Below are 20,198 nucleotides of genomic sequence, written 5' to 3'. Positions count from 1 at the left end.
GCGTACGGCCGCTGTTCGGCCTACCGTGGAGTGGTGGACCGCAGCCCCGCCTTCCTCGCCGCCCTCGCCAGCGCGGCGGTCCCCGGGCTCGAGCCGGTGAGTGTCGAGGCGCTCCCGAGCCTGCCGGGCCATGCCTTCGACCTCGCCTTCGTCCAGGACGCCGAGCACCGTCGCTGGGTCGTGCGTGCACCGCGCACCGACGCGGCCGGGGCCGAGATGGACCGCACGGTGGCGCTGCTGGGGCTGCTCGGGCGCCGCCTGCCCTTCGCCGTCCCGGCCCCCAAGGGCTTCGTCGCGCTCGAGGAGGGCGGCCGCGCGGCCGTCTACCCGTACCTGCCGGGGCATCCCCTCGAGCTCGCCGAGCTGCCGTGGGGCAAGGGCCTGGCCGCCGAGCTCGGTCGTGCCCTCGCGGCGCTGCACAACACCGACCCCGCGCTGTTCGAGGAGGCCGGGCTACCGGCCTACGACGCCGACGCCTACCGGACCCGTCGGCTGGCCGAGCTCGACACCGCCGCCGCCACCGGACGGGTGCCGACCGCACTGCTGTCCCGCTGGGAGACCGCGCTCGAGGACGTCTCGCTGTGGCGGTTCGCCGCCACCCCGGTCCACGGCGCCCTGGCCGGCGACCACGTGCTCGTCGTGTTCGACGACGAGCAGGACGCCGCCACCGGCCGGGTCAAGGCGATGACCGGGTGGGAGGACGCCAAGGTCGCCGACCCCGCGGACGACTTCGCGGCGCTCGTCGACGAAGCGCCGCCGGCAGCCGTCGAGACCGTGCTCGAGGCCTACGCGCACGCCCGGGTCGAGCGCCCTGACGGCAACCTCCTCGTCCGGGCCCGGCTGGGCGCCGAGCTCGGGCTGCTGGCCCGGCTCATGGACGCCCTCGACCGCAAGGACTCCGGGGCGGTCGAGGTCCTCGCGACCCAGCTTCGCCGGCTCGACGACGAGGTCCACCTGTCCGAGGAGGGCGACGACTACCACCGCACCTCGCTGCGCCCGGCCGGGGTCCGGTCCAGGCCCACTCCGCCTCCACAGCTCGTGGTCGACGACGAGGACGAGGACGAGCTGCCGGAGGTCGAGGTGGGTGACCCGTCGTCGGACGACGACCCCGAGCCGGCCTCCCGCGGCGCCGACACCGACGTCATCGACCTCAGCGAGCACGAGCGGCGGCGAGGGCTCGGCTGATCCCGTCCTCCCCCGGCAGGTCCGGCCACACGGTCTCGCCGGTGGCCGCGTGGAAGAACGCGCCGCGCACCCGCTTCGGGTCGACGCCGCGCAGCCGGGCCCACGCCAGCCGGTAGGCGCCGAGCTGGAGGGCTCGGGCGTTCGCCCGCTCGCCGGACGCCGGGGGGCCGGTCTTCCAGTCGACGACCGTCCAGGTGGGTTCTCCGTCGTCACCGGCGTCCTCGAAGACGGCGTCGATGCGACCCCGGACGGCGATGCCGTCGACGACGGTCTCGACGCTGGTCTCGACCTCCGCGGGCTGCCGGTCGGCCCACTCGGAGGCGAGGAACGCCGCGCGGAGGGGTTCGAGGTCGGCGACCCCGCCGCCGTCGTCGGCGGACCCGGGTAGGGCGTCGACGTCGACGATGGCGGCGCGGGCGTAGTGCTGCTCGACCCACGCGTGGAAGGTGGTGCCGCGGCGCGCCGCCAGGGCGGGCGGCTGCGGCATCGGCCGGCGCAGCGCGGCCGTCCAGGCCTGCGGGTCGTCGGCGAGCGCGACGAGCGCGGAGGTCGAGAGGTGCGGCGGGAGATCGACCTCGACGTCGCCGCCACGCCGGCGCGCGTCGCGCTCGGCGAGGAGCACGACCGCCTCGGCGTCCCACCGGGAGCGCGTCTCGCCCGGGCCGTCGGACCGGACGGCCGCGACAGCCTGCTCGACCTGCGTGGCCGGCCCGACCATCCGGGCCCGCCGCTCGGCCCGTGGCGGCGCCGGCCAGATGACTGAGACCGGCTCGGCGGTGCGCGGGTTCGGTGGCTTGGGGGCCTCCGTGGGGGGCAGGGGCTCCCACGGGCCGGTGACGGCGAGCCCGGCGTCGCGGACCTCGCGCAGGAAGCGGGACGTGACCCGCGGCGTCACCTGGTCGCCCCACACGTGCGCGCTGAGGAGGAGGTCGCGGCGCGCCCGGGTGACGGCGACGTAGGCGAGCCTCCGCTCCTCGGTGACGGCGTGCTGCGCCCCTCGGGCGACGTAGTCGTCGTAGCGGGCGGCGAGGTCGTCCCAGTCGGCGGCCTCCCGCCAGCCGAACCGGGGCAGGCCGTCGACGTCGCCGCGCAGGTCGTACGGCAGCGAGGCGAGCCCGGTGAGCCATCCCCGCTCCTTGGGGGTGCCGTGCCCCCAGCCGTCGTCGGTGTCGCCGGTCGGTGAGGTCGTGCTGCACGAGTGGACCGGGAACGATGCCTCGACGAGGCCGGGCACGGCGACGAGGTCCCACTCGAGGCCCTTCGCGGCGTGCACGGTCATCACCTGGACGGCGTCCGGGCGGGCCTCCACCCAGCCGAGGTCGAGGCCGCGCTCCTCGTCGACCGCGGCGTCGAGCCACGAGAGGAAGCCGCCGAGCGAGGTGCGGTCGGCGCTCGCCGTGAAGGTGGCCGCGACGTCGGCGAAGGCGTCGAGGTGGGCACGGGCCGCACCGGGCGACCACTCGGGGCGGGCGAGGACCTCGACGTCGAGACCGAGCGCCGTCTCCGCCTCCACCGCGAGCTCCGCGAGGCCGAGACCGGTGAGCGAGCGGAGCCGACGGACGGCGACCCCGAGCCCTGCGAGCCGCTCGAGCGCGACAGGAGAGATGCGCTGGCCGTCCTCCCCCACCCACTCCGCCTGCGGCAGGTCGTCGAGCGCCTCGACGATGCTCGCGCGCTCGCCGGCGTCGGGGGCGAGGTCGCGCCGGTCCCGGGCGATGTCGGCACGGGCGGCGCGCTGGCGCAGCCGGGCCCACTCGCCGAGGCCGTCGAGGTCGGCCGCCCCGAGGTGGCAGACGGGGCCGGTGAGCAGCCGCATGAGGTGGTCGCCGCGGGTGGGGTCCTGGACGACCCACAGCATGGCGACGAGGTCGGCGACCTCCGGGGTGTGCAGCAGCCCGCCGAGACCGACGACCTCGTAGGGGACGCCGCGCTCCTCGAGGGCGTCGACGACCGGCTGGAACTGCGAGCGCTTGCGGCACAGCACCGCGGCGGTCGTGCCGCCCCGCCCGGCGCCGTGGCCGACGAGCCAGTCGGCGACGTGTGCCCCCTCGTCCTCGACGGTGTGCAGGCGGGCGCACTCGACCCGGCCGGGGCCGGCGGTGGCCCGGGCGTGGAGCGGCTCGACGGGGACGTGGGCGCCGGCGCGCAGCGGTGCCGCGACGTGGTTCGCGGCGGCGAGCACCGCCTCGTCGTTGCGCCAGCTCGTCGAGAGGTTCTCGACCCGGGCCGGCTCGGTGTCGGCGAAGTCGCGGCGGAACTGCACGAGCGTCGTGGACGACGCGCCCCGCCAGCCGTAGATGGACTGGTGCGGGTCGCCGACGGCGGTGACCGGCACCGGCTCGCCCGGCGCGACGAAGAGGTGGCGCAGCAGCTGCAGCTGGGCCTCGGAGGTGTCCTGGAACTCGTCGAGGAGGACGGCCCGGTAGCGTGCCCGCTCCCCGCGCCCGACCTCCGGGACGGCCCGGGCGATGCGCGCGGCGAGGGCCATCTGGTCGGCGAAGTCCATCGCGTCGCGGGAGCCCTTGAGCTCGGCGTACCGGGCGACGAGGGGCAGGACGGCCCGTCGCTCACGCAGCCGGGGCAGGATCTCGAGCGTCTCGGCCGGGCTCCTCTTCTTGCGGGTGGTCCCCTGCGGCACGGCCTCGAGCGCGGCGAGGACGTCGTCGAGGTGGGCGGCGAGGGTGTCGACGTCCACGAGGTGCTCGGCCATCTCGCCGCTGAGGTCGACGAGTGCGGTCGTCACCGTGGACTCGGCCTTGTCGACGCCGACGACGTCCTCGTCCCAGGAGACGACGGCCTCGTGCGCGAACTGCCAGGCCGCGGCTTCGCTGAGCAGCCGGCTCTCGGACTCGACGCCGAGCCGGGCCCCGTGCTCGCGGACGATGCCGGCGGCGTACGCGTGGTAGGTGGAGACGGTGGGGCCGTCGTCGAGGAGGGCGGCGCCGTCCTCGTCCTCCGGGGACCAGAGCCCGGCCGCGCGCAGGGCGGTGAGCCGGGCACCGAGCCGCTCGCCGAGCTCTCCGGCGGCCTTGCGGGTGAAGGTGAGCCCGAGGATCTCGTCCGGGCGGACGAGCCCGTTGGCGACGAGCCAGACGACCCGCGCCGCCATCGTCTCGGTCTTGCCCGACCCTGCGCCGGCGACGACGAGCATCGGGCGGTCGACGGGGGCCTCGATGACCCGAGCCTGCTCGACGGTCGGGGCGTACTCCTGACCGAGCGCCTTGGCGAGGGCGACGGCCGACCAGCGCGGCACGGCGGCGATGGGCGCGGTCACAGGCGTCGCCCCTCCTCGCGGGCCGGGCAGGACGACTGCAGCTGGCAGGCGCCGCACCAGTCGCCCGGGGTGGCGGTGAACGTGGCGGCCCCCATGGCGTCCGCCGTGGTGGTGACGAGCTCGTCGGCCCATCCCGGCTCGGGGTCGTCGGCGAGCGGCACCTGCACCTGGAGGGTCGTGGCCTTGTTCGCCGCCTTGCCGAGCTGGAGCAGCGCCGCGCCACCGGAGTCGCGGCCGTGCTCGGCGAGGGCGCCCTCGCGCACGGCGAGCTGGTAGGCGCCGAGCTGGCCGTGGCGGGTGACCTCGTCGGCCCTGGGCTTGGACGACCCGGTCTTGAGGTCGACGACGCGGACCCGGCCGTGGGGGTCGACCTCGACGCGGTCGACCCGGCCGGTGAGCTCGGCGCGGCCGAGTGCGGCGCGGATCGAGGCCTCGGACGCCGCGCGCCGCCATCCGGCGGCCGTGGCCTCGTCGAGGTACGTGGCGAGCCGGGCGGCCATCCCCTGGGCGCGGGCGAGGTCGCGCCGGGAGAGCCATCCGGTCGGCATCCCGAGCCGGCCCCAGCGGCGCTCGATCTCGGCGGCGTAGGTGGCGGCGTCGGTGTCGCCGAGGTCGTGGGCGACCTCGTGGACGAGGGTGCCGATGTCGGCGGCCCCGATCGACGGGCCCTCACCGCCGGCGGTCCGCAGGGCCCACTGCAGGCCGCACCGGGTGAAGCGGTCGATGGCCGAGGGCGAGACGGTGACGGGAGCCTCGGGGGCGCGGCGCGGGCGGTCGTCGGTGAGCCCGCGCAGCGCCCACCACTGGGCCGGGTCGGCCCCCGGCACCCGGGCGACGGCGAGCCGGGCCAGCGCGGTGACGGCCGCCGCGCGTACCTGCGGGTCGGGTGCCACCAGCTCGCGTCGCAGCTCGGCGACGAGGCCGGGCAGGGTGAGCGGGCGGGGGACGTCGGTGAACGGACGGACCTCCGGCCGGGGATCGACGACGTCGAGGTAGGGCGAGGGCTGCTCGTCCTCGCTCCGGACGGCGGTGACGACGAGCCGGCTCCGAGCACGGGTCACCGCCACGTGGAAGAGGCGGGTCTCGTCGTGACGCACGGCGGCACGGGCCGAGCGGACGTCACCCGCGCGCCCGGTGACGACATCGACGAGCTCCGAGGAGCGCAGCAGCGAGCCGCGCAGCCGCAGGTCGGGCCAGGAGCCCTCCTGCACGCCGGCGACGACGACGAGGTCCCACTCCCGCCCGGCCGACGCCGCGGGGGTGAGCAGCGCCACCGCGTCGCCCTCCGGCGCCCGTGCGACGAGGCTGTCGCCCGCGACGTCCTGGGAGAGCAGGTGGTCGAGGAACTCCCGCGCCGGGGCGGCGGGGAGGCGTTCGACGAAGCGCTCGGCGGCGTCGAAGAGCCCGAGGACGGCGTCGAGGTCACGGTCGGCGCGGCGACCGGCGGGACCCCCGTGCAGCGCGGTCTCGCGCCACGGCTCGGCAAGGCCGGAGGACCGCCACATCGCCCAGAGCACGTCCTCGACCCCGGCGCCGTCGCGCAGCGCAGTGGTCGCCGCAGCGAGGACCCGGGCGACCCGGCGGGCCGAGGCCGCCTCCGGGCCGACGTGGTCCAGAGCGGCCGGGGTGAGGACGGTCTCGGCGAGCAGGACGTCGCTCGGCCGGCTCCCCCCGGACTCGAGCTCGAGGCGGCGCAGGGCCCGCCGCAGCCGGCGCAGGGCGACGGAGTCGGCGCCACCGACGGGCGAGGTGAGGACGTCGACGACGTCCTGCGGGTCCAGCGCCTCGGCACCGGCGTGGACGTCGAGCGCGCACCGCAACAGGGTGAGGAACGGACGCACGGCCGGCTCGTCGCGGACCGGCAGGTCGGCCGTGGACGTGGCCACCGGGACGCCGGACTGCTGGAGCACCCGGCGCAGCGTGGCGCTCCGGGCCGCGCCGCGGACGAGCACCGCCATCGAGGACCAGGGCAGGCCGTCGTGGAGGCGGGCCCGGCGGAGCATCCCGGCGACGAGGGCGGCCTCCTGGGCGGCGGTGCGGACGAGGTGCACGGCGACGTGGCCCGGCCCGGACGACGGGGTGGGATGCACCCCACGGTGCGAGGTCCCGCCGACCACGCCGATGTGCGCGGCGACGCGGTCGGCGGCCTCCTGCACGGCCGGCGGGCAGCGGTGGCCGTGGCCGAGGACGAGCGTCGGGGCGTCCGGCCAGGCATCGAGGAAGAGGCGGGGGTCGGCGCCGCGGAAGGTCTGGGTGGCCGCGTCCGGGTCGCCGAGGAGGACGAGCGGGACGGCGCCCTCGCCCGTGACCGTGCGGAGCAGGCGGAGCCCGGCAGGGGTGAGGTCCTGGGCGTCGTCGACGACGACGAGCCGCAGCCGGGCCCGGAGCCGGTCGAGAGCCGCAAGGTCGTCCTCGAGGAGGTCGGCGGCGGCACCGAGCACCCAGGCCGGGTCGAAGGCGCCGGGGGCGGAGAGCGCGGTGACCTCGTCGTACTCGCGCAGGAGGTGGGCGGCGGCGACCCACTCGGGGCGGTCGTGCTCGTGACCGAGGGCGGTGAGGTCGTGCGGCTCGAGCCCGAGCTCGACGGCGCGCATGAGGAGGTCGCGGAGCTCGCCGCGGAAGGTGCGCGTGGGCAGCGCGAGGTCGAGACCGGGCGGCCAGGGAGGTGCGGGGGTGTCGCCGACGGCGTGGCCGCGGAGGAGCTCGGCCAGGACGACGTCCTGTTCCGGCCCGCTGAGCAGGCGAGGAGTGGGCTCGCCGGCGAGGGCCGCGGCCTCGCGCAGCAGTCCGAAACCGAAGGACTGGTGGGTGCGGGCCAGTGGGGTCGTCGTCGTGCCGCCGACCCGGGTCGTGAGGGCGTCGCGGAGGCGGGCGGCGGCGAGCCGGGTGGGGGCGAGGACCAGAGAGGCGTCGGCGCGCACCTCCCCGGCCAGGACACGGTGCGCCACGACCTCGACGGCGGTGGTGGATCGCCCGGTGCCTGGCGCGCCGAGGACGCGCAGGGCCGGTCCACGGTGCTCGACGACGGCCTGCTGCGACGCGTCCGGGACGACCGGGTCGGACGCGTCGAGGGTCGGGCGGGTGAGGACGAGCACGCGAGCGATTCCACCACGCCCGCCCGACAGGGCGACGTCGGTCGCCGTCGCACGGGTCGTCCTTGCCAGCCGGGTCGCGGACCCCCTAGCGTCCCGGGCATGTCCGTGACCCTCGAGGCGTTCTGCGTCGATGCGGCCGACCCCGCCGCGCTCGCCGGCTTCTGGTCCGAGCTGTTCGGGTGGCCGGTCGTCGACGACCCGTGCGGCATGGCCCTGGACCCGACGGACGACACGGGGCTGCGCATCCGGTTCCTCCGGTCGGGCGCGCCGAGGTCCCTGCCGAACCTCTTCCACTACGACCTGACGAGCGCCACGCCCGAGGACCAGGACGCGACGGTGGTTCGGGCGATCGAGCTCGGCGCGAGTCACCTCGACGTCGGGCAGGGCTCGGATGCCGAGCACGTCGTCCTCGCGGATCCGGAGGGCAACGAGTTCTGCGTGCTGCCCGCGGGTAACCGGTTTCTCGCCGACTGCGGCTTCCTCGGGGCGCTCTCCGGCGACGGCACGCACGAGGTGGGGGTGTTCTGGAGCGAGGCGCTCGGGTGGCCGCTCGTCTGGGACGAGGGCGAGGAGACCGCGGTCCGCTCGCCGCACGGCGGGCCGAAGGTGACCTGGGGCGGGCGCCCGCTCAACCCGAGGCCGCCGCGGAACCGCGTCCATCTCGACCTGCGCATCGTCGACGGCGGGGAGCTCGAGGCCGAGGTCGAGCGGCTGATGGACCTCGGTGCGGAACGCGTCGAGGAGCGGAGCAGCACCTCGCGGGTCGTCCTCACCGACCCCGACGGCAGCGAGTTCTGCGTCAGAGCCTGAGCGCCTCGACCGTCCGCCGGTACCGCTCGACGTTCCCGGCGGCGACGGCTCCGCCCGACCGACCCCGCGCGAGCTCGCTGCTCGCGAGCACCCTGAAGAGCAGTGCTCGGAGGACCGATGGGACGGGCACCCCGAGCGTGTCCCCGAGGTCGGGCGCCGCGCCGTGCCAGGTGAGCGCGTCCGCGACGACGACCCCCTCTGCGTAGGTCGGGGGGCGCCAGTAGGGCGAGAGGTCGATGACGACCACCGAACCGTCGGGGCGAGCCAGCACGTTGCCGGTCAGGTCGCCGTGCACCAGCCGCTCCCGCTCAGCGGGCGTCGGTGGCCCGAGGTCCTCGAGCCCGGCGCGGAGACGTTCGGCCGGTTCCACGAGGTCGGGGTGCACCGAGGTGTGGAGCTCGCCCCAGGCGGCCCGGTCCGCATGCTGCCAGGGGTCGTCCCGGTGATCGAGGAACCGCGGCCGTTCGACGCCGGCCCAGCCCCGGTGGAGGGCACGCCCGGACGCGAGGATGCCGCCCCAGTCGCGCCGGTCGAGGAGCGGCCGCGCGTCGGGGACGAAGCGGGTGGCTCCCCAGCCGTCGACCGCCCACCGGCCGTCCCGGCTGCGGACGACCTCGACGGTGGTCACTCGGCCGTCGGGCCCGGCCGACGCGGGGAGGTGCGCGAACCACTCCTGCAGGCGGGCGTCGACGTGCGGCTTGAGGACGAGGTCGCCGGCCCGCCAGGACGTCTCCTGCCCGCCCGCGAGGCGCGTCGGCTCACCACCGACGCCGAACGACTGCAGGACATCGGGAGGTGGGGCCAGCATGCCTTCAGGGTGTCATCGCGAGGATACGGAGACGCGGTGCATCGGTTCGGTGACGCGTTGTTGCCCGGTGGGGCTGTGCCAGGTGAGGGTGCCGTCGTCGTCGAGGACCGGCCGCCAGCGGCCGCGTTGCTTCATCCGGTGGTGGCGCCGGCAGAGCGCGACGAGGTTGCCCGGAGTGGTGTCCCCGGCAGGCCAGGGACGGGCGTGGTCCAGATCGCAGCGTTCGGCGGGTCTGGCGCAGCCCCACATCCGGCAGATGCCGTCGCGGCTGGTGACGTACTCGCGAAGCGCCTTCGGGGGGACGTACGCGCCTGTGGTGTGGGAAAGCAGGGTGCCGGTGTCGGCGTCGAGCACAGCGCGGGCGACCTGGAACGGCACGGTGGAGAGCAGGGCCGCCATCGTGGCGGCGTCGACCCAGCCCAGGCCGGGGAGCTCGGCACCGGAGACCACCCTGCCCGACAGGGCACCGGCCCCAGGGCTGTCGACCGGGCACATCGTGGCGCGCCGTGGGTCGACGACGACCTGCTCACCCCACGGGCCGTCGACCACGACGTCGGGCTCGACCATCTCGGGGGAACGCGGGTGCCACGACGCCGCCTCCCGCGCCTCGGGGTCGAGGTCGCCGTAACGCACCAGGGCTCCGGTTTCAGCGTCCACGAAGGTCTCGTCGTCCTCGTGCTGGACGAGGTCCCAGGCGACGTCCGCCCCCGGACCGGCCGGCACGGGTTCCGGCGCACCGGGCCCAGCGACCACCGGGAGCCCCAAGGTCACCTGCGCCGACACGCTCACGTTACGCAGCACGAGGTCGCTCAGGGCATCAGCGCGGGACTCCGGCACGGACATCCCAGGCTCGAGTGCCCGGCGCTCACCCGCCAGCGACTCGACCGCCGACCACATCGCGGCACTGGTGGCCGTCGGCAGCGACGCGAACCAGTCGGTCAACCCGTCCTCCCCCGCACGCACCTCCACACACCGCGAGCGCTTCGCCCGCTCGGCCTGCGCAGCGACCTGGTCGCCGGCCACCCGGGCGGCCACCCGCCGGGCCTCGGCAGTCACCCGAGCCGGGTCCAGGCCGGACAGCCGCGGCGCCAGCTCGGCGTCCACCCGCTCGCACGCCTCGATGTCCAGGCCCGCGCACGCATCGACCACCCTGTGCGCACTGACCGCCGGCAGGTCACCGGCCAACACGAGACCCCGCACCCCCGGGAACCGCTCGGCCAGGGCCGCGCCCAGAGCGACCTTCCGCCCCGCGACCCCCTCGGTCACCCCCGTCGCCAACGACATCTCCGCAGCCGCCATCGCATCCACGAACCCCACCGGATGCACCCGCCCCCACGGCCGAGACTCGTACATCGTCGTCTCCACCCGCGCCCCGAACGCCGCCACCACCGCCTGCGCCCCCTCCGCGGCGTTCACCACCCCCTGCAGCTCACCCGCCACCTCGAACGCCTCCACGGCGTCGAGCGACCGCCCATGCTCGACCAGCTCACGCCCGAGCGCCACACACTCCGCCCGCAACGCCGCGATGCGGCCGCTGACCGTCCCCCTGTTCATATGAGCATCTTAATCGAACATGTGTCCGATCTCAAGGCGTGGCCACGTCCCCCGATGGATCTTGCCGGGCGACCGGACGCACCGGTGGCCGGGGCCCGTGTCACGATGCTGCGGTGACGTGGGCCGGCGAGGTCCTGGACCTCGGGGACGTCCGCCTCTTCGTCCGCGTCACCGGTGCTCGGGTCGATCCGCCCGGGACCCTCACGAAGCACTCCGGGCGCTCCTCGGCGGTTGACGGGTCAGATCCGCGCGAGCGTCGCCGGGTCCTCCTCGCCGCCGAAGTAGCGGTCCAGGACCGCGGGGAAGAGCGCGGCGTCCGCATCCTCGGCGGCGTGCGCGAAGAGCGTCATCGACGAGCGCAGCTTGACGGCGTCGATCCCGCCGAGCACGGCCACGGGGTCGTCGCCGTCCAGCGCGAGCAGCGCGTCGGCGCACTCCCGCAGCCGCGGTCCGAGTACGGGGTGCGCGAGGTAGGCCCGCGCCTCCTCCAGGCCGAGGATCCCGTAGTACCGGGAGGTGGGGCTCTGCCCGAGACCCGCCACCTGTGGGAGCACGAACCAGATCCAGTGCCCACGCTTGCGCCCCGCCCGCAGCTCGGCCAGCGCCCCGTCGTAGGTGCCGCCGGCGTCCTGGGCGGCGACGAACCGCGACACGTCGGCGCTCACGAAGTCTCAGTACGTCGGGACGGCCGGGTCGACGTCGCGGGACCACGCGAGGATGCCGCCCTCGACGTCCACGGCGTCCACGCCTCGCGCCCGCAGGAGGTCGACCGCCTCGGCGGAGCGCCCGCCGGACTTGCAGTGCACGTACACGCGCTGCCCGGCACCCGGGACGTCCTCACCCGCGCGGACCCGGCCGACCGGGTGCAGCACGGCCCCGGGGATGGCGGCGACGTCGGCCTCGCCCGGCTCGCGCACGTCGAGGAGGACGAAGTCGGCCGACCCGGCGTCCCGGTCGCCGAGCAGCCGGGCGAGCTCCGTGACGCCGACGCTCGGCCGGGAGCCGGACGGGGCCTCCGCGGCGTCCTCCTCCGGGCGCTGCGTCGCCCACCCCAGTGGCCGCGCCACGTCCGCGCCCGACCCGCACACGGCGCAGTCCGGGTCGCGGCGGACCGGCAGCTCGTCCCAGGTCTGGCGCAGGGCGTCGTGGACGAGCAGCCGCCCGACGAGTGGGTCACCGACACCCGTGACGAGCTTGACGGCCTCCGTGGCCATGACCGACCCGACGGACGCGCACACGGCACCGAGCACCCCGCCGACCGCGCACGAGGGCACGACGTCCGGCGCGGGCTGCTGCGGGAAGACGCAGGCGTAGCACGGGCCCTCGCCGGCCCACCAGACCGAGACCTGGCCGTCGAAGCGGTACACCGACCCCCACACGTGCGGGACGCCCAGCCGGGCGCAGGCGTCGCCCACGAGGTAGCGAGTGGGGAAGTTGTCTGCGCCGTCGAGGACGATGTCGTAGTCGGCGACGACCTCCATCGCCGTCCGGGGGTCCAGCCGCTCCCCGTGCCGCACGACGGCGGTGTCGGGTGAGATCTCCGCGACGCTGTCCGCGGCCGAGTCGACCTTCGCCCGCCCCACGTCGCCGACGCCGTGCACGACCTGCCGCTGGAGGTTCGTCGTCTCGACGACGTCGTCGTCGACGACCCCGAGCGTGCCCACCCCGGCGGCCGCGAGGTACAGCAAGGCCGGAGACCCGAGCCCGCCGGCCCCGACGACGAGCACCCGGGCACTGCGGAGGCGCCGTTGGCCGTCGACCCCCAGGGCGGGCAGGAGGAGATGGCGGGCGAAGCGGGTGCGCTCGGCGGCGGTGAGCTCGGGCCCGCGGGGAACCAGCGGGGGTCGCGCCATGTCCGGAACCTAGCACCACGCCGGGCCACCGTTCCCGGCGTCCGCCTACCCGTCCGTAGGATGACGGGCCAGGAAGCCCCCGGAGGAGCCATGACCAGCACGACAGCACCCCGCAGCCAGCGGATGCCACGCAGCGAGCGGCGTGCCCAGCTGCTCGACGCCGCGCAGGCCGTCTTCGTCCAGTCCGGCTACCACGCCGCCGCGATGGACGAGATCGCCGAGCGGGCGGGCGTCTCCAAGCCGGTCCTCTACCAGCACTTCCCCGGCAAGCTCGACCTCTACCTCGCACTGCTCGACACCCACTGCGACACCCTCGAGCAGCTCGTCCGGCAGGCGCTGGAGACCACCGAGGGCGACAACGAGGTCCGGGTCCGGGCCACCGTCGCCGCGTACTTCGACTTCGTGACCCGCGAGGACGCCGCGTTCCGGATGGTCTTCGAGTCCGACCTCACGAGCGTCCCGCAGGTCCGCGCCCGGCTCGACGGCGTCGAGATGGCCTGCGCCGAGGCGATCTCCGAGGTCATCGCCGAAGACACCGGCGTCGACGACGAGCGGGCGCTCCTGCTCGGCTCGGCGCTCGCGGGGATGGCCCAGGTGGCCGCGCGGCACTGGCTCGCGCAGGACGGCGACATCCCCGAGCCGGACGCCGCGGAGCTCATCAGCACCCTCGCCTGGCGCGGCCTCGGGTCCTTCCCGATGGTCGACGGCTGAGCCCGGGGCGAACACGACCCGCCGGCGGAACAGCCCCGGGACCGGGGCCGTTAGCCTGAGCGCAGCAACCGTCCCGGCGGGCAGCGCCCGCCCCACGAATCGAAAGGTCGTGCCCTGTGGAGGTCACCATCGGCGTCCAGAACGTCGCCCGCGAGCTCACCGTCGAGACCGACGCCGCCGCCGACGAGGTCGCCCAGGCCGTCGACGCCGCACTCGCCTCGCCCGACGCCGTGCTGCGGCTCGTCGACACCAAGGGCCGTACGGTCCTCGTGCCGGGCCGGGCCGTCGGCTGGGTCCAGGTCGGCGAGTCCGAGAAGGGCAAGGTCGGCTTCGGCGCCGTCTGATCGGCGTCGCCGCCGTCGGACTCGACACCTCCCCCGCCCTGACCTGGGCAGACACCGGCACGAGAATCTCGTGTCAAAGGTTTGACGAAAGTTCGTCGAAGGTCTAGCGTCGAGCGCGGTGCCGGCACCCCGGCACCCTTCGCCGCGGCCCGCGCCGCGACCGGAGCGATCAAGGGGCGCAGGGCCCCGAAAGGAGACTCCAGTGGTCCTCGGCATCATCGGCACCATCATCTTCGGTGCCATCATCGGCGTCCTCGCACGGCTCGTCCTTCCCGGGCGGCAGAACATCAGCGCTCTGATGACGGTCGTGCTCGGCATCCTGGGCGCCCTGGTGGGCTACTGGATCTGGGGAGCCCCCAAGGACGACGGCAGCATCGACTGGCTCCGTTGGATCACCTCGGTCATCGCCGCTGCCGTCTTCGTCGTCGTCTACGAGCGGGTCATCGCCTCGCGCAAGGCCTGACGCCGCCGACGCAAGAGCACGAGGCCCCCGCCGGTAGCCCGGCGGGGGCCTCGTGCCGTGTGCGAACCCTCAGGCCTCGAGACCCATCCGCGCCATCCGACGCTGGTGGTTGTCGGTGAGCCGGGTGAACATCCGCCCCACCTCGCCGAGGTCGACGCCACCGCCGACGAGCAGCGCCGACATCGCGTCCCGCTCGACCGCGACGGCCTGTGCCTGGGACAGCGCCTCGCCGAGGAGCCGCCGGCCCCAGAGGGCCAGCCGGCCGGCCGCGGTGCGGTCGGTGCGGATGGTGTCCCTGACGATCTCGACGACGAAGTCGGAGTGCCCGCCGTCCTCGAGCGCACGGTGCATGACGGTGCGGGTCTGCTCGTCGACGAGCGCCGACATCTCCCGGTAGAAGTCCTTGGCGATCCCCTCGCCCACGTACGCCTTGACCAGCCCCTCGAGCCATCCCCGTGGGCGGGTGCGCTCGTGGTAGGACGCGATGGGGGCGACGAACGGCGCCATTGCGGCCTCGGGGTCGATCCCACGCTCCCGCATGTGGTCGACCAGCTGGCCGTAGTGCTCGAAGTCGACCGTCGCGAGGCGTCCCATGGAGGACTTCAGCGCCAGCGTGGGCGCGAGGTCGCAGTCGACGGCCATCCGGATGAAGGCGGTCAGCTCGCCGTAGGCGAGGACGCCGAGGAGGTCGACGACGGCGTCCGGCAGGACCGCGTCGGCGGAGGCCGACGTGGTCGGCCCCGGGGTGTGCTCCATGACCACCGAGCGTAACGGGTACGATGAGGCGTCCACGGTGCCCGGTCGGCACAGACGACGAGTGACGAAGTCGGGCGGCACCCGGTGCCCCAGGGCACCGCCCCCGCCCCCGCAGACCCCCGATCGGCCCGCAGCCAGTGCGCTGGTGCGCTCCGCGCGCCCGCCGACCGGAAAGAAGTCCATGACCGACGTCACCGACGCCCCCACGGCCCCCGAGGCCACGACCGAACCGACCTTCGCCGACTTCCCCGTCCACCCGGACATCGTCGGCGCCCTCGCCGACGCCGGCATCATCACGCCCTTCCCGATCCAGGCGATGACCATGCCGGTCGCGCTCGGCGGACACGACATCATCGGCCAGGCCAAGACCGGCACCGGCAAGACCCTCGGCTTCGGCGTGCCGCTGCTCAACCGGGTCACCGCCCCCGGCGACGACGGCTTCGACGCCCTCGCCGCCCCGGGCAAGCCCCAGGCGCTCGCCGTGGCCCCCACCCGTGAGCTCGCCGTCCAGGTGTCCGGCGACCTCGAGCGCGCCGGGAGGAAGCGCGGCATCCGCGTGCTCACCGTGTACGGCGGCCGCGCCTACGAGCCGCAGATCGAGGCGCTGCGCAAGGGCGTCGAGGTCGTCGTCGGGACGCCGGGCCGGCTCATCGACCTCGCCCAGCAGGGGCACCTCCAGCTGGGCCACGCGCGCACCGTCGTGCTCGACGAGGCCGACGAGATGCTCGACCTCGGCTTCCTGCCCGACGTCGAGAAGATCCTCGCGATGACCCCGGCCGGGCGCCAGACGATGCTCTTCTCCGCGACGATGCCGGGCGCGGTCGTCACCCTGGCCCGGCGGTACATGGACCAGCCCACACATATCCGCGCGATGTCCGACGACGACGGCGACGACCGCGCGACGGTCAAGGCCATCGAGCAGTTCGTCTACCGCGCGCACGCGATGGACAAGGTCGAGATGCTCGCCCGGATGCTCCAGGCCGAGGGCCGGGGCCTCACGATCGTCTTCACCCGCACCAAGCGCACCGCGGCCAAGGTCGCCGACGACCTCGTCGACCGCGGCTTCGCCGCCGCGCCGCTGCACGGCGACCTCGGCCAGGGTGCTCGTGAGCAGGCCCTGCGCGCCTTCCGGGGCGGCAAGGTCGACGTCCTCGTCGCCACCGACGTCGCGGCCCGCGGGATCGACGTCACCAACGTGACGCATGTCGTGAACTACCAGTGCCCCGAGGACGAGAAGACCTACCTCCACCGCACGGGCCGCACCGGCCGCGCGGGCAACACCGGGGTCGCCATCACCTTCGTCGACTGGGACGACCTGCACCGCTGGGCCCTCATCAACAAGGCGCTCGATCTCGGGATCCCCGAGCCGCAGGAGACCTACTCCTCCTCCCCGCACCTGTACGCCGACCTCGGCATCCCCGAGGCCGCCAAGGGCCGGCTGCCACGGGCGCTGCGCACCCGCGCCGGCCTGGACGCCGAAGAGCTCGAGGACCTCGGCGAGACCGGCCGGTCCGGGGGTCGCGGCCCTCGCGGCGGTGGCCGCGACGCCGGGCGTGGCAACCGCGACGGGGGCCGAGGCCGGGGCGGCCGGGGCGAGCGCTCGGAGGGCCGCGGCAGCGAGCAGCGCGAGGGCTCGGAACGCCCTCGCCGGCGCCGCAACCGCCGTCGCACCCGCGGCGGACGACCCGCGGGCGAGCAGTCCCAGGGCTGACCCGGCCGGGCGCGTTCATCGTCCGGTCAAGACTTGGTCAAGCCGCCACGCGAGGGTGACCGCCCGTGGCATCGTGACAGCGACGGTCGCCGGTACAAGAGGGATGCCGGCGGCCGTCGCCCATCTTCTGCGCAGCCTCCCGGCGCAGCTCAGAGCTGTTCGAGCAGCTCCGCCGCGACCTCTCGGTAGGCCTTGGCGCCCTTCGAGGACCGGGCGGTCGCGAGGATCGACCGCCCCACGGCCGGCGCCTCGGCGAACCGCACGGTCTTGGGGATCGGCGGGCTGAGCACCGGCAGACCGTACCTGCCGCCGACGTCCTCGAGCACCTCCCGGCTGTGCGTGCTGCGGCCGTCGTAGAGCGTCGGGAGGATGCCCAGCACCTTGAGCTTCTTGTTGAGGATCCGCTTGACGTCCGCGACGGTGTCGAGCAGCTGGCCGACGCCGCGGTGGCTGAGCATCTCGCAGGGCATCGGGACGACGATGCCCTGGGCGGCGGTCAGCGCGTTGAGCGTGAGCACGCCGAGGCTGGGGCTGCAGTCGAGCACGACGACGTCGTAGGAACGGCGCACCGGGTCGAGCGCGTCGCGCAGGGCGTACTCGCGGGCGGGACGGCCGAGCAGGACGGCCTCCGCCCCGGCGAGCTCGATGGAGCTCGGGACGAGGTCGACGCCGTCGGCGCACCCGAGGACGACGTCGCGCAGGTCGGTGCCGCCGACGAGGACGTCGTGAACGGACGCCTCGACGGCGTCCGGGTCGATGCCCAGGCTGAAGGTCAGTGAGGCCTGGGGGTCGAGGTCGACGAGGAGGACGCGCCGGCCGGCCTCGGCGAAGGCGGCCCCGAGGGACGCCACGGAGGTCGTCTTCGCGACGCCGCCCTTCTGGTTGGCGAGAGCGAGGATGGGAGCCTTGCGGCTGGCCGCCATGGGACGGGCCTTTCGGGTCGGTGCACCGGTTCCCGCGATTCTCTCACCCGGCACCCGCCGCGTCCCTCGCGAGCACGAACCTGCGGAACGCCTCCGCCGACGGCAGGAGCGGACGACCCTCGACCCAGGCGAGGCCGACCTCGCGATGGGCGTCCTCGTCGCTCAGGGGGAGCAGCCGGGTCCGGGCGAACGTCGTCGGCACGGGCAGCCCCTGGGCGGGGACGACGGCCACCCCGAGCCCCGCCGCGACGAACCCCCGGACGGTGGGCAGGTCGTCGGCCTCCACCGCGACGTCCGGGGAGAAGCCGGCGTCACGACAGAGCTCGAGGGTGCGACCCCGCATCCCGGACGGTGCCGCCCGGAGGACGAACGGCTCGTCCGCGACCTCCTCGAGCGCCACGGCCTCGCGGCCGGCCAGCCGATGACCGAGCCGGACGGCCAGGACGAGGGGCTCGATGAGCACGCGCTGCCACAGCACGCCCTGGCCGGCGACCCGGTAGGTGGTCAGCTCGAGGTCGGCCCGCCGGGTCGAGAGCTGTGAGGAGATGCGCCCGTGCTCGCTCACGACCGTCTGCTCGAGGGTGAACCGCACCCGCGGGTGATCACGGCGGAACGCCCCGACGAGACCGGGCACGAGCCAGCTGCCGAGGCTCAGCGGGTACGCGAGCCGCACGACGCCCCCCTCGGGGTCGACGAGGGCCGAGACCGCCGCGAGGCCGTCGTCGAGGCTGTAGACGAGCGCGTCGACGTGCCGCTTGAACGCGACGCCCGCGTGGGTCATCCGCAGCACCCGGCCCTGCCGGTGCAGGAGGGCGGTACCGACCTCGTCCTCGAGGCGGGCCAGTGCGCGGGACACGCCGGGCTGGCTGACCCCGAAGATGTCGCTGACCTCGGTGACCGTGGCACCGTCCGCGACGAGCTGGAACCAGCGCAGCGCGTCCGTCTCCATTGCATGACCATATCGCATATGACGTATGATCTACTTTCATTGGACGCATACGTGCGCAGCGATCGACACTTGACGCATGACGACGAACACCAGCTTCTGGACCACCTTCACGGACGGGCTGCAGGAGCGCCGTGAGCGGCGACGGGCCATTCGCTCCCTGCGCCGCGAACTGGCCACGTACCGCAGCCCGTCGGAGATCGAGGACCTCCTCGCCATGGTCGACGCCCAGGAGGCACGGGGCGTCGACGTCGCCGAGGCGGCGACCATCCGCGGCATCCTCCACGCGAACCTGCAGAGCTACTGGGAGACCCGTACCGGCCTGCGTCAGGCGGCCGGCTACTGACCGGACGTCAGGGCGTCGCCGCACCCGGGAGGACGGACTCGCCGATCTCGCCCGGGTTCCAGGCGACCTCCCACCGGAAGCCGTCCGGGTCCGCGAAGTACCCGGTGTAGCCACCCCACTCCCGCTCCGCACCCTCCCCGACGGTGGCACCGGCGTCCCGGGCCGTCGCGAGCACCGCGTCGACCTCGTCGCGCGTGCGGACGTTGTGCGACACGACCATCGGGACGACGCCCGCCCCACCCATCGCCGGCGCACCGACCTCGGCCTCGAACGCCGCGCGGTCCCACAGGGAGAGGACGAGCAGCGGCCCGGCCTCGAACATGACGACGTCGCCGGGCACCTCGAGACGGGGTGTCCAGCCGAGCCCCTCCACGTAGAAGCGCCGGGACGCCTCGAGGTCGGTCACGGCCAGGGTCACGAAGGAGATGCGCTGGTCCATGACCGAAGCCTCGCATGAGGCACCGACGAGCGGCCGTGGACAACCCCTGGCGCCCACGCCCGAGCGGCCCTACGCTGAGCCATGCCGGTGCGTATGACGAGACAGGGTGCGTAATGAGCAACGATCTACCCACCGTGGCCCTGACCCGTCTCGTCGAGGGGGCCCGCTACGAGGTCATGCCCACCCCGACGATCGCCGAGAAGGTCGTCGCCCACGTCCCCGCCTCCGTGCCCGTCACGGTCACCGCCGCCCCCGGCAAGGGTCTCGAGGCCACGCTCGAGACCTCCTGCGCCCTGGCAACCGCCGGCTTCCGGGTCGTGCCGCACCTGGCCGCCCGGATGGTGACCGGCCCCGGCGAGCTCGCCGAGATCGTCGCGCGCCTCGCCGAGGCCGGTGTCGCCGACCTCTTCGTGCCCGGCGGGGACGCCGACCCGCCGGCCGGCGAGTACACCGCCGCTCTCGACCTCCTGCGCGACCTCGCCCGGCTCGACCACCCCTTCACCCACGTCGGGATCACCGGGTACCCCGAGTCGCACCCCACGATCGACGACGACGTCACCGTCCAGGCGATGTGGGACAAGCGGCAGTACGCGACGCACGTCGTGTCGAACATGACCTTCGACGCCGAGCGACTCGGCACGTGGTGCGAGCGGGTCCGCCGCCGCGGCGTCGCCCTCCCCCTCCTCGTGGGGGTCCCCGGGCCGGTCGAGCGGACCAAGCTGCTCGGCATGGCGGGCAAGATCGGCGTCGGTGAGTCGCTGCGCTTCCTGCGCAAGCAGCGCTCGGTGTTCGCCCGGATCGCCGCTCCCGGGTTCTCCACCGACCGGTTCGTCAGCCGGGTCGCCGCACTGTCCGCCAACCCGGCGCTGCGCATCGAGGGGCTGCACGTCTTCACCTTCAACCAGGTCGAGGTCATGGAGGCCTGGCGCGAGCGGATGCTCGAGGAGGCGGCCGTGGCCCGGGTCCGCCCGCTGGGATGA

Annotated in this window: 18 protein-coding genes; 8 read left to right on the top strand and 10 right to left on the bottom strand. The window is 74.8% G+C overall.

What is annotated here, in order from left to right:
• Positions 1-33 precede the first annotated feature (33 nt).
• Positions 34-1,185, top strand: a complete 1,152-nt coding sequence (locus tag JQN72_RS13225) for a phosphotransferase (RefSeq protein ID WP_204135585.1) — start codon at positions 34-36, stop codon at positions 1,183-1,185.
• Here the strand turns inward: JQN72_RS13225 and JQN72_RS13220 are convergent.
• Together JQN72_RS13220 and JQN72_RS13215 are read right to left on the bottom strand one after the other, a co-directional pair.
• Positions 1,151-4,459 (bottom strand): ATP-dependent DNA helicase, encoded by a 3,309-nt coding sequence (locus JQN72_RS13220; protein ID WP_307812671.1) that lies wholly within the window; start codon positions 4,457-4,459, stop codon positions 1,151-1,153. The two genes, JQN72_RS13225 and JQN72_RS13220, sit on opposite strands and share 35 nt — an antisense overlap.
• A complete protein-coding gene (locus JQN72_RS13215) occupies positions 4,456-7,554 on the bottom strand; it encodes an ATP-dependent DNA helicase (protein WP_307812670.1) in 3,099 nt (1,032 codons plus the stop codon). Before JQN72_RS13215 ends, JQN72_RS13220 begins: the two co-directional genes overlap by 4 nt.
• A 99-nt stretch (positions 7,555-7,653) precedes the next feature.
• On the opposite strand from JQN72_RS13215, the gene JQN72_RS13210 reads away from it, so the two are divergent.
• A complete protein-coding gene (locus JQN72_RS13210) occupies positions 7,654-8,364 on the top strand; it encodes a VOC family protein (RefSeq protein ID WP_204135583.1) in 711 nt (236 codons plus the stop codon).
• Here the strand turns inward: JQN72_RS13210 and JQN72_RS13205 are convergent.
• From JQN72_RS13205 to moeB, 4 genes are all read right to left on the bottom strand, one after another.
• Entirely contained in the window at positions 8,354-9,172 is an 819-nt protein-coding gene (locus tag JQN72_RS13205) for a TIGR02569 family protein (RefSeq protein ID WP_204135582.1), read from the bottom strand. The genes JQN72_RS13210 and JQN72_RS13205 overlap by 11 nt on opposite strands.
• 12 nt (positions 9,173-9,184) lie before the next feature.
• Positions 9,185-10,726, bottom strand: coding sequence for an HNH endonuclease signature motif containing protein (locus JQN72_RS13200; RefSeq protein ID WP_204135581.1), 1,542 nt, complete (start codon positions 10,724-10,726; stop codon positions 9,185-9,187).
• A 239-nt stretch (positions 10,727-10,965) separates the two neighbouring features.
• Complete coding sequence (locus tag JQN72_RS13195) at positions 10,966-11,391, bottom strand: DUF1810 domain-containing protein (protein ID WP_204135580.1); 426 nt, start codon at positions 11,389-11,391, stop codon at positions 10,966-10,968.
• Between the two features lie 6 nt (positions 11,392-11,397).
• Positions 11,398-12,579 carry a molybdopterin-synthase adenylyltransferase MoeB gene (moeB, locus tag JQN72_RS13190; protein ID WP_204135579.1) on the bottom strand — a complete coding sequence of 394 codons (1,182 nt, stop codon included), beginning with the start codon at positions 12,577-12,579 and terminating at the stop codon, positions 11,398-11,400.
• Between the two features lie 90 nt (positions 12,580-12,669).
• Between moeB and JQN72_RS13185 the strand changes: the two genes are divergently transcribed.
• From JQN72_RS13185 to JQN72_RS13175, 3 genes are all read left to right on the top strand, one after another.
• Positions 12,670-13,290, top strand: a complete 621-nt coding sequence (locus JQN72_RS13185) for a TetR/AcrR family transcriptional regulator (RefSeq protein WP_204135578.1) — start codon at positions 12,670-12,672, stop codon at positions 13,288-13,290.
• A gap of 116 nt (positions 13,291-13,406) precedes the next feature.
• On the top strand, positions 13,407-13,634 hold the full coding sequence (locus JQN72_RS13180; RefSeq protein ID WP_204135577.1) for a DUF3107 domain-containing protein: 228 nt from the start codon (positions 13,407-13,409) through the stop codon (positions 13,632-13,634).
• Between the two features lie 202 nt (positions 13,635-13,836).
• Entirely contained in the window at positions 13,837-14,097 is a 261-nt protein-coding gene (locus JQN72_RS13175; RefSeq protein WP_204135576.1) for a GlsB/YeaQ/YmgE family stress response membrane protein, read from the top strand.
• 69 nt (positions 14,098-14,166) lie between these two features.
• Here the strand turns inward: JQN72_RS13175 and JQN72_RS13170 are convergent, their stop codons facing one another.
• A complete protein-coding gene (locus JQN72_RS13170; RefSeq protein WP_204135575.1) occupies positions 14,167-14,853 on the bottom strand; it encodes a ferritin-like fold-containing protein in 687 nt (228 codons plus the stop codon).
• A gap of 181 nt (positions 14,854-15,034) precedes the next feature.
• Here JQN72_RS13170 and JQN72_RS13165 point away from each other — a divergent pair, with 181 nt between their 5' ends.
• Complete coding sequence (locus JQN72_RS13165) at positions 15,035-16,564, top strand: DEAD/DEAH box helicase (protein WP_204135574.1); 1,530 nt, start codon at positions 15,035-15,037, stop codon at positions 16,562-16,564.
• Positions 16,565-16,713: 149 nt separating this feature from the next.
• Here JQN72_RS13165 and JQN72_RS13160 read toward each other — a convergent pair whose 3' ends face one another.
• Together JQN72_RS13160 and JQN72_RS13155 are read right to left on the bottom strand one after the other, a co-directional pair.
• The gene (locus tag JQN72_RS13160) at positions 16,714-17,487 is read right to left on the bottom strand and encodes a ParA family protein (protein WP_204135573.1); all 774 of its coding nucleotides are present in this window, start codon (positions 17,485-17,487) and stop codon (positions 16,714-16,716) included.
• A gap of 43 nt (positions 17,488-17,530) precedes the next feature.
• The gene (locus JQN72_RS13155) at positions 17,531-18,436 is read right to left on the bottom strand and encodes a LysR family transcriptional regulator (RefSeq protein ID WP_204135572.1); all 906 of its coding nucleotides are present in this window, start codon (positions 18,434-18,436) and stop codon (positions 17,531-17,533) included.
• 76 nt (positions 18,437-18,512) lie between these two features.
• Here JQN72_RS13155 and JQN72_RS13150 point away from each other — a divergent pair, with 76 nt between their 5' ends.
• Entirely contained in the window at positions 18,513-18,779 is a 267-nt protein-coding gene (locus tag JQN72_RS13150) for a hypothetical protein (protein WP_204135571.1), read from the top strand.
• A 7-nt stretch (positions 18,780-18,786) separates the two neighbouring features.
• Here the strand turns inward: JQN72_RS13150 and JQN72_RS13145 are convergent, their stop codons facing one another.
• A complete protein-coding gene (locus JQN72_RS13145) occupies positions 18,787-19,218 on the bottom strand; it encodes a VOC family protein (RefSeq protein WP_204135570.1) in 432 nt (143 codons plus the stop codon).
• 113 nt (positions 19,219-19,331) lie between these two features.
• On the opposite strand from JQN72_RS13145, the gene JQN72_RS13140 reads away from it, so the two are divergent.
• Positions 19,332-20,198, top strand: coding sequence for a methylenetetrahydrofolate reductase (locus JQN72_RS13140; protein WP_204135569.1), 867 nt, complete (start codon positions 19,332-19,334; stop codon positions 20,196-20,198).

The organism is Phycicoccus sp. CSK15P-2 (assembly GCF_016888005.1).
Lineage (GTDB): Bacteria > Actinomycetota > Actinomycetes > Actinomycetales > Dermatophilaceae > Phycicoccus.
The sequence above is the reverse complement of the archived record's forward strand: the minus strand, read 5'-3'. Positions and strand labels throughout refer to the sequence as shown.